This is a genomic window from Sandarakinorhabdus rubra (genome assembly GCF_010994245.1).
Lineage (GTDB): Bacteria > Pseudomonadota > Alphaproteobacteria > Sphingomonadales > Sphingomonadaceae > Sandarakinorhabdus > Sandarakinorhabdus rubra.
Window position 1 is genome coordinate 1 of the sequence record NZ_WMHO01000129.1, and the last position, 7,564, is coordinate 7,564.

9 protein-coding genes and 1 tRNA gene are annotated in these 7,564 nt (G+C 69.6%); 6 read left to right on the forward strand and 4 right to left on the reverse strand.

What is annotated here, in order from left to right; all coding sequences use genetic code 11:
- From GJV64_RS08995 to GJV64_RS09005, 3 genes are all read right to left on the reverse strand, one after another.
- The coding region (locus GJV64_RS08995) for a M56 family metallopeptidase (RefSeq protein ID WP_235927675.1) at positions 1–1,013 on the reverse strand (1,013 nt) is incomplete at its 3' end.
- The gene (locus GJV64_RS09000; RefSeq protein ID WP_164156927.1) at positions 1,010–1,375 is read right to left on the reverse strand and encodes a BlaI/MecI/CopY family transcriptional regulator; all 366 of its coding nucleotides are present in this window, start codon (positions 1,373–1,375) and stop codon (positions 1,010–1,012) included. The genes GJV64_RS09000 and GJV64_RS08995, both read right to left, overlap by 4 nt.
- Positions 1,376–1,432: 57 nt before the next feature.
- Positions 1,433–2,344, reverse strand: coding sequence for a LysR family transcriptional regulator (locus GJV64_RS09005; protein ID WP_164156920.1), 912 nt, complete (start codon positions 2,342–2,344; stop codon positions 1,433–1,435).
- Positions 2,345–2,516: 172 nt separating this feature from the next.
- On the opposite strand from GJV64_RS09005, the gene GJV64_RS09010 reads away from it, so the two are divergent.
- Genes GJV64_RS09010 through GJV64_RS09020 form a run of 3 tightly spaced genes read left to right on the forward strand, consistent with a single transcriptional unit; the run spans position 2,517 to position 4,578 of the window.
- Positions 2,517–3,128 (forward strand): glutathione S-transferase family protein, encoded by a 612-nt coding sequence (locus tag GJV64_RS09010; protein WP_164156921.1) that lies wholly within the window; start codon positions 2,517–2,519, stop codon positions 3,126–3,128.
- A gap of 14 nt (positions 3,129–3,142) precedes the next feature.
- Entirely contained in the window at positions 3,143–4,117 is a 975-nt protein-coding gene (locus GJV64_RS09015) for a pyridoxamine 5'-phosphate oxidase family protein (protein WP_164156922.1), read from the forward strand.
- A complete protein-coding gene (locus GJV64_RS09020) occupies positions 4,114–4,578 on the forward strand; it encodes a nuclear transport factor 2 family protein (RefSeq protein WP_164156923.1) in 465 nt (154 codons plus the stop codon). The genes GJV64_RS09015 and GJV64_RS09020 overlap by 4 nt, the downstream gene beginning before the upstream one ends.
- 42 nt (positions 4,579–4,620) lie before the next feature.
- Here GJV64_RS09020 and GJV64_RS09025 read toward each other — a convergent pair whose 3' ends face one another.
- Positions 4,621–5,328: a pirin family protein gene (locus tag GJV64_RS09025; protein ID WP_164156924.1), complete on the reverse strand. Its 708-nt coding sequence runs from the start codon at positions 5,326–5,328 to the stop codon at positions 4,621–4,623.
- A gap of 105 nt (positions 5,329–5,433) precedes the next feature.
- Between GJV64_RS09025 and GJV64_RS09030 the strand changes: the two genes are divergently transcribed.
- The 3 genes from GJV64_RS09030 (at position 5,434) to GJV64_RS09040 (ending at position 7,469) form a co-directional block, all read left to right on the forward strand.
- Positions 5,434–6,366, forward strand: coding sequence for a LysR family transcriptional regulator (locus tag GJV64_RS09030; RefSeq protein ID WP_164156925.1), 933 nt, complete (start codon positions 5,434–5,436; stop codon positions 6,364–6,366).
- A 38-nt stretch (positions 6,367–6,404) separates the two neighbouring features.
- A tRNA-Gly gene (locus GJV64_RS09035) sits at positions 6,405–6,478 on the forward strand.
- A 130-nt stretch (positions 6,479–6,608) separates the two neighbouring features.
- Positions 6,609–7,469 (forward strand): aldose 1-epimerase, encoded by an 861-nt coding sequence (locus tag GJV64_RS09040; protein ID WP_164156926.1) that lies wholly within the window; start codon positions 6,609–6,611, stop codon positions 7,467–7,469.
- The last annotated feature ends 95 nt before the right edge of the window (positions 7,470–7,564 follow it).

The window sequence follows — 7,564 nt, forward strand, 5'->3', positions numbered from 1 at the left end:
GGGGCACCAGGCGGGGCGGTGGGCGGTTGGGGCGGGGCGGGCGGCACCGGCGGCGTCCCCGGCGCGGTGGCCGCCAGTGCGGCACCGGCAATGCCGGCCACCAGCAACGTGCCAACCAGGCGGCGACCGGTGCCGAACCGGCGATCCTTCATCATGGCAAGACGCTCCTTCAGCTGCTTCTTGTGGTTCATGGCACAGGCCGCGACGGGCGTGGCGACCACCGCCGATTTCAGCACCGCGCCGGCATAGGCGGCGCGCGTGTCGCCATCACTGCCGGCCAGCACGGTGGCATCGCAGGCCAGTTCCTGATCGGCGCGGAAGGCGCGCCAGGCGGCATGGGCAATCGGGTTCCACCAGTGCGCGGCCAGCACCACGAGACCGACGAGATTGGCAACGAGATCGCCGCGATCATGGTGGGCGCCTTCGTGCAGCAGGGCGAGCCGGCGTTCGGCGGCGGAGTAGCGAGCCCGGAAATCGGCCGGCAGGAAGATGCGGCGGTGCCAGATGCCGGCGGCCATCGGACCGGGGACGTGCGGCGAGAGGATCACCTCGACCTCGCCCGCCATCGTCAGCTGTTCGCCATCGGCGAGGGCGCGGGCAAGGAAACCGGTGTGGCGGCGCCACTGCGTGGCCAGGAACAGCGCCGCCCCCACCGCCCACAGGCAGACCAGCAGGGCGGGCCAATCGGGCACCAGGCCCACCTCACCCATCTGCAGCGTGGCCGGCGGCAGTCTGTGGTCCACGGCATCGGCGGGCGGCATCAGGGCCAGCGCCCCGCTGCCATCCGGGCGAACGCCCGCCACCGGCACATAGAGCGGGGTCCAGCCCGGAATCGAGGGCATCAGCATGCGCAGCGGCGGCAGTGCCCACAATGCATAAGCGGCGTGAGCACCGCACAGCCGCGCCACCGGGCGGCGGATGGCGAGCACCAGCAGCATCAGCAGCGTGGCGCCGATCAGCGCTTCGGCCAGCCAGGCTGTGGTCAGTGAGGCCGGAGACAGCCAGTCGCTCATGACTTCAGCTCCCGGATCAGCGCTTCCAGCTCGGCAATGTCGGCCGCCGACAGGTCGCCGCGTTCGGCCAGATGCGCCACCAGCGGCGCCGGGCGGCCACCGAACAGCCGATCCACCAGCCGACGCGATTCGCCGGCCGCCACGTCGGCCCGGGCGATCGCCGGGGCGTAGAGATAACGCCGGCCATCCTCGGCCGTGGCGAGCGCCCCCTTGGCGGCGAGGCGGGAAAGCAGGGTCTTGACCGTGGCGAGGCTCCAGCCAGTGCCGGCCAGCTCAGCCGCCACCTCCTGCGCGGTGAGCGGGCTTTGCGCCCACAGCACCTCCATCACCTGCCATTCGGCTTCGCTGATCCGTTCCGCCATCATGCCAACCCGAGTCGATTACATCTGTAGTCAAAGTATCGACTACAGTCGTAATCGTCAAGCGTGGCTGGCCGGGTTGAGGAGCCGGTTGGCGCGCAGGCGCATCGCGGCGAAATCGGCAAAGGCCCGCACCTTGGCGGCGGCGGTGCGGCCCTGCGCGTGCACGATGTGGATTGGCATCGCCTCCTCCTCGAAGTCGACCAGCGTCGCCTGCAGCCGGCCGGCCGCCAGATCTGGCGCAATCTGGTAGGACAGCACGCGGGTGAGCCCCCAGCCGGCGCGCGCCGCAATGATCGCCGCCTCGATGGTGTTGCAATGGAGCGCCGGCTTCACCGTCACGCCTGGCCGTTGCGGCGTGCCGAACCGCCAGTCCTGCGTGGCTGAAACGCTGGTCGCCGCGATGATGCGGTGCCGCGCCAGATCGGCCGGATGCAGCGGCTCGCCGTGGCGCGCAAAATAGTCCGGCGAACCACACACCATCCGGCTGACCTGGCCGACCCGCGTCGCAGTCAGCCCGGAGTCGGCGAGGTGGCCGATGCGGATGGCCAGATCAATGCCTTCATCGATCAGGTTGGTGACCCGGTCGAGCAGCAGCAGCCGGCCGGTGACCTCGGGAAAGTTATCGAGAAATTCGCACAGCAGCGGCACGACATAGAGCTGCCCGAACAGCACCGAACTGGTGACGGTGAGCACGCCGGTGGGCCGCCCGAAGCTGCCGGCGGCGGCGGCCTCGGCCTCATCGACGGCGGCGAGGATGCGCCTGCTGTCCTCGACCAGGCGCTGCCCGGCCTCGGTGAGCTTCACGGAGCGCGTGGTGCGGATCAGGAGGCGCGCACCGACCCGATCCTCGAGCGCGGCAATGGCCCGGGTGACCGCCGGCGGGCTCAGGCCCAGCTGCCGCGCCGTTTCGGCAAAGCCACCGGTCTCGGCGATGCGGACCAGGATCTTCATCGCGTGGAGCCGGTCCATGCCGCATTGATCCTCCCGTTGTGCGCAAAGCCTAGCCCCGGACAGCATCGGGAGCCAGCGGATTGTTTCATCTGGTGGAACACTGATTTGAGAACGACGGTCATTCCTGTCGCCCGCCACATCAGGCATTCCTGTCGGCGACCGGCGCTGCCGGCATCAAGGAGCCCCTGCCATGAAGCTGTATGTCCACCCGATCTCGGGCCATTCCCACCGCGCCCGCCTGTTCCTCTCCCTCATCGGCGCCGAGGTAGAGCTGGTGCAGGTCGATCTTGCCGGGGGCGCCCACAAGGCGGCGGATTTCCTGGCCCTGAACCGCTTCGGCCAGGTGCCGGTGCTGGACGACGCCGGCACCATCATCGCCGACTCCAACGCCATCCTCGTCTATGCCGCGAAGAAACTCGGCCGTAGCGACTGGCTGCCCGAGGATGCGGCAGGCGCCGCGCGGGTGCAGCGCTGGCTGTCGGTGGCGGCCGGCGCGATTGCCTTCGGCCCGGCGGCGGCGCGGCTCATCACCCTTTTCAAGGCCGGCTTCAACCCTGCAGAAGTGATCGCCCGCGCCCATGGTGTGCTGGCGGTGATCGAGGCGGAGCTGGCAGGCCGCAGCTGGATCGCCGCCGACCGGCCGACCATCGCCGATGTCGCCCTCTACAGCTACATCGCTCGCGCGCCGGAGGGCAATGTCGACCTCGCGCCCTATGCGCACGTCAACGCCTGGCTGGCCCGCATCGAGGCGCTGCCTGGTTTCGTCGCTTTCGACCGCTCGCCGGTCGGCCTCGCCGCCTGAGCGGGCGTGCTGCCATGACCGACACCCCACCCTCCCCCTTTCATGCCGGCGAGATCGCGCTCCAGGAGGCGTTGGGCCTTGCCGATCGCATGGCCACGCTGGGCGCCCGCATGATCCGCGACCACATGCCGGACCAGCATCGCGACTTCTACGAACAGCTGCCGTTCGTGGTGCTGGCCGCCGTGGACGCAGACGGCGACATCTGGGCAACGCTGGCGGCCGGGGCGCCGGGCTTTGTCAGCAGCCCCGATCCGCAGCGACTGGTGTTCCGGCTGCCACCGCAGGGCGATGATCCGGTGCTTGCCAGCCTCGCCGAAGGCTCGGCGCTGGGCCTCTTGGGCATCGAGCTGCACACGCGCCGGCGCAACCGCATGAACGGCCGGGTGACCGGGCTGACCACTGCAGGCTTCGAGGTCGTGGTTGAACAGGCGTTCGGCAACTGCCCGCAATACATCAGGCTGCGCGATGCCGGCCCGGCCGGTCCGGGGGGTGCGGCGGCGGCACCGGCCACCAGCGGCACATCGCTGACCCCGGCACTGCGCGCCTGGATCCGGCAGGCGGACACCTTCTTTGTCGCGACGGCCATGGCGGATGCGGCCGGGCGCCATGTCGATGCCTCGCACAGGGGCGGCAAGCCGGGTTTCGTGCGCGTCGAGGCCGATGGCAGCCTCACCATTCCGGATTTCCCCGGCAACAAGCATTTCAACACGCTGGGCAATATCCTGCTAAACCCGCGCGCCGGCCTGGTGTTCCCGGATTTCGACCGCGGCGACCTCTTGCACCTGACCGGCGATGCCGAGTTGCTCGGCGACACGGCCACTGCCTTTGCCGGCGCCGAACGGCTGTGGCGGTTCCGGCCACGGCGCTGGCAACTGCGGCCGGCAGCGCTCCCACTGCGCTGGCACGCGCGGGCTGACGGCCTGCCCAGCGGCAGCCTCAGGACCGGCGATTGGCCCGGCACAGCGATACCGGTGGAGACATTGACATGAGCCGACCGCCATTGCCCCCGTTCGACGAGGCCAGCGCACGGGAAAAGGTGCGCCTCGCCGAAGATGGCTGGAACAGCCGCGATCCGGCGCGCGTGGCGCTGGCCTACACGCCCGATACGCGGTGGCGGAACCGGGTGGAGTTCCCGCGCGGGCGAGCCGAGGTGCAGGCGTTTTTGACGCGCAAATGGGCGCGCGAGCACGATTATCGCCTGATCAAGGAGCTGTGGGCGTTTGCCGGCAGCCGCATCGCGGTGCGCTATGCCTATGAGTATCGCGACGACAGCGGCCAGTGGTTTCGCGCCCATGGCAACGAGAACTGGGACTTCGCGGCCGACGGCCTGATGCACAGCCGCCATGCCAGCATCAACGAGATGCCGATTGCCGAGGCGGACCGGCTGTTCCGCTGGCCGCTGGGCCGCCGGCCGGATGACCATCCCGGCCTCAGCGAGCTTGGCCTGTGATGGCGCGGGCCATGGTGATGGCCCGCGCCAAACGCAGCTTGCTCAGCCGAGCGGGCTTGCGTCGACCAACACGATCTCGCTGTCTTCGAGCGCGGTGACGGTGACCGTGGCGAGATCACGGATCGCCGCGCCGTCGCGCGCCGTCACCGTGACATCGCCGACGCGCACCGCACCGGTGGCCGGGACCATGTAGGCCAGGCGGTCGGCGCCAAGCGGATAGGTGGCGCTCTCGCCGGCCTTCAGCGTGGCGGCCACCACCCGCGCATCGGCCCGGATCGGCAGCGCATCCCCATCCTGCGCAAAGCCGGAGGCCAGAGTCACAAAGCGGCCGGCCCGGTCACCCCTGGGGAAGGGCTTGGCGCCCCAGGTCGGCGTGCCGCCCCGCTCGCGCGGGATGATCCAGATCTGGAAGATCTGCGTGTCATCGGCCTCGAGGTTGTATTCCGAGTGGGCGATGCCGCGCCCGGCCGACATCACCTGCACGTCGCCGGCTTCGGTGCGGCCCTGGTTGCCCTGGTTGTCCTTGTGGGTGATGGCGCCGGAGCGGACATAGGTGATGATCTCCATGTCGGCATGCGGGTGGGTCGGGAAACCGGTGCCGGCGGCGATCGTGTCGTCGTTCCAGACGCGCAGATTGCCCCAGTGCAGGCGCTCCCGGTCATGATAGCCGGCGAAGGAGAAATGATGCTTGGCATTGAGCCAGCCATGATCGGCACCGCCGAGGCTGGCAAAGGGACGAAGTTCGATCATCGGACACCTCATCTGGGATGTGGGTTGCGTTGAGGCGGAGATAGGCTCGACCGATTGCAAAAGGAATGGCAGGATCAGAACATCACTGATGCCGAAAGTTCCACAATGAGCCTTCCCGACTTCGAAGCCTGGGCGATCTTCGCCACCGTGGTCGATGCCGGCTCGTTCGCGCGGGCAGCCGAACAGCTGGGCCTGTCGCAGCCCACCGTGTCGAAGGCGATCACCCGGCTGGAGGCGCGGCTGCAGGTGCCGCTGCTGCAGCGCACCACCCGCCAGCTCACCCTCACTGAAACCGGCCGCGCCGCGCTGGCCCATGCCCGCCGCCTGCTGGCCGATGGCGAGGCGGTGGAGGCCGAGGCTGCGGTGCAGGCCGGACAGCCGGCCGGGCTGGTGCGGATGACGGCGCCGCTGTCTTTCGCGCAGGCGCAGCTGGCGCCGCTGCTGCCGCTGTTCATGGCCGAACATCCCGACATCGCCATCGATCTGAGGCTCAGTGACGAGCAGGAGGATATCGTGGCGCGCGGCTATGACCTGGCGCTGCGCATCGCCGCCCTGCCCGATTCCAGCCTGATGGCGCGCAAGCTGTGCGCGGTGCCGCGGCCCATCGTGGCGGCGCCGGCCTATCTGGCGCGCCACGGCCGGCCGCAGCATCCCGCCGAGCTGACCACGCACCGCGCCATTCACTACAGCAACCTCGCCAACCCCGGTCTGTGGCGGCTGGAGCACGGCGATGGCACGCGCTGGGAGGGGCAGGTGCCGGGCCGGGTGATGGTGAACAATGCCGATTTCGTGGTGCCGCTGCTGCTGGCCGGCGAGGCGCTGGCCATCCAGCCGCTCTTCTCGGTGTGGCGCGAGATCGAGGATGGCCGGCTGGAGGTGGTGCTGCCGGGCTGGAGCCTCGCGCCGATCAACCTGTGGCTCGTCACCCCGCCGGGCCGCCTGCGGCCGCTGAGGGTGACGCTGCTGATGGCGTTTCTGGCCGAGCATCTGACGCGGCCCGCCTGGCGTTTGGCAGCGGCGGCCAATGCGCCGGGTTGACGGCACGCCCCGCACGGTGGCAAGCGGCCTCGGCCATTGCGGGTATGATGTAATGGTAGCCTGTCAGCTTCCCAAGCTGAACGCGCGGGTTCGATTCCCGCTACCCGCTCCACCGAAGTCACGTTGCCTGGCTGACCGTTGCCCCCGATTTGGCTGATGCAGCCGGATCGCGGCTCGGGCTGCGCCGAGGCAGCGACGATCCCGGCCGTGATGCGGCGGTCTGCTGCTGCTATCGTGCCGTCATGATCAGCATCGACTCTGGTGCGCTGTGCCTGTTGGTGGATCCGGCGGCGGGGGGCAGCGTTGCTGCGCTGGAGTGGCGGGGCTTGCCGCTGCTCCGCCGGCAGAGGGCGCCCGGTGTCCTCAACAGCGGCTGTTTCCCGCTCGTGCCGTTCAGCAATCGCATCGCCCGTTCAACGTTCCGCTTTGGCGGGCGCAATATTGCCTTGCCCCCCAATCACCCGGACAATCCGGATGAGCCCGCCATGCATGGCCTGGGCTGGCGGGAAGCCTGGACCGTGGCCGACCGGCAGGATGACAGGCTGCACCTGTCCCTGGCGATGGATGCTGGCGCGTGGCCGTGGGCGTTCACAGCGGAACAGACCTTCGTGCTGGACGGCGACAGCGCCCGGTTCACGCTGGCAATCACCAACCGGGCAGACACCCCGATGCCGGCGGGCCTGGGCTTTCACCCGTTTTTCCCGCGCACGCCGTTGACGCGCCTCAATGCACTGCACCGCGGCGAATGGCAGGTCGATGCGCGGCGGCTGCCCACCGTGCTGGACCTGCGGGCGGACGCGATCGACTGGTGGCACGGGCAGGCGGCGGCGAGCCGGACGGTGGACACCGTTTATGAGCAGCGGCGCGGCCCCATCAGCATCCTGTGGCCGGAACAGCGCCTTGGCCTGACGATGACGCCCGATGACGATCTGTCGTGCACGGTCGTCTATGTCCCGCCCGATAGCGATTTTCTGTGCGCCGAACCGGTGAGCCACATGACCGACAGCCTGAACCGCGCGGGAACGGGGACGGGCATGCGGGTGCTGGCGCCGGGTGAGCGCTGGCAGGTGGCAATCGGCCTGACGCCGTTCAATATGCTGTGAGCACTGGGCGGCCGATGGCTTCGGCAAAGCCGGCCGCCCGCGCGCGCGGCAGCAGTGCCACCAGCGCGCCGCCGAAGCCGGCGCCGGTGAGGCGG

Bases quoted from the DNA above. Each gene is read 5' to 3' on its own strand.
- GJV64_RS09005 (WP_164156920.1), bottom strand. From the start codon at position 2,344: ATGGACCGGCTCCACGCGATGAAGATCCTGGTCCGCATCGCCGAGACC.
- GJV64_RS09025 (WP_164156924.1), bottom strand. From the start codon at position 5,328: ATGATCGAACTTCGTCCCTTTGCCAGCCTCGGCGGTGCCGATCATGGC.
- GJV64_RS09015 (WP_164156922.1), top strand. From the start codon at position 3,143: ATGACCGACACCCCACCCTCCCCCTTTCATGCCGGCGAGATCGCGCTC.
- GJV64_RS09020 (WP_164156923.1), top strand. From the start codon at position 4,114: ATGAGCCGACCGCCATTGCCCCCGTTCGACGAGGCCAGCGCACGGGAA.
- GJV64_RS09040 (WP_164156926.1), top strand. From the start codon at position 6,609: ATGATCAGCATCGACTCTGGTGCGCTGTGCCTGTTGGTGGATCCGGCG.
- GJV64_RS09000 (WP_164156927.1), bottom strand. From the start codon at position 1,375: ATGGCGGAACGGATCAGCGAAGCCGAATGGCAGGTGATGGAGGTGCTG.
- GJV64_RS09030 (WP_164156925.1), top strand. From the start codon at position 5,434: ATGAGCCTTCCCGACTTCGAAGCCTGGGCGATCTTCGCCACCGTGGTC.
- GJV64_RS09010 (WP_164156921.1), top strand. From the start codon at position 2,517: ATGAAGCTGTATGTCCACCCGATCTCGGGCCATTCCCACCGCGCCCGC.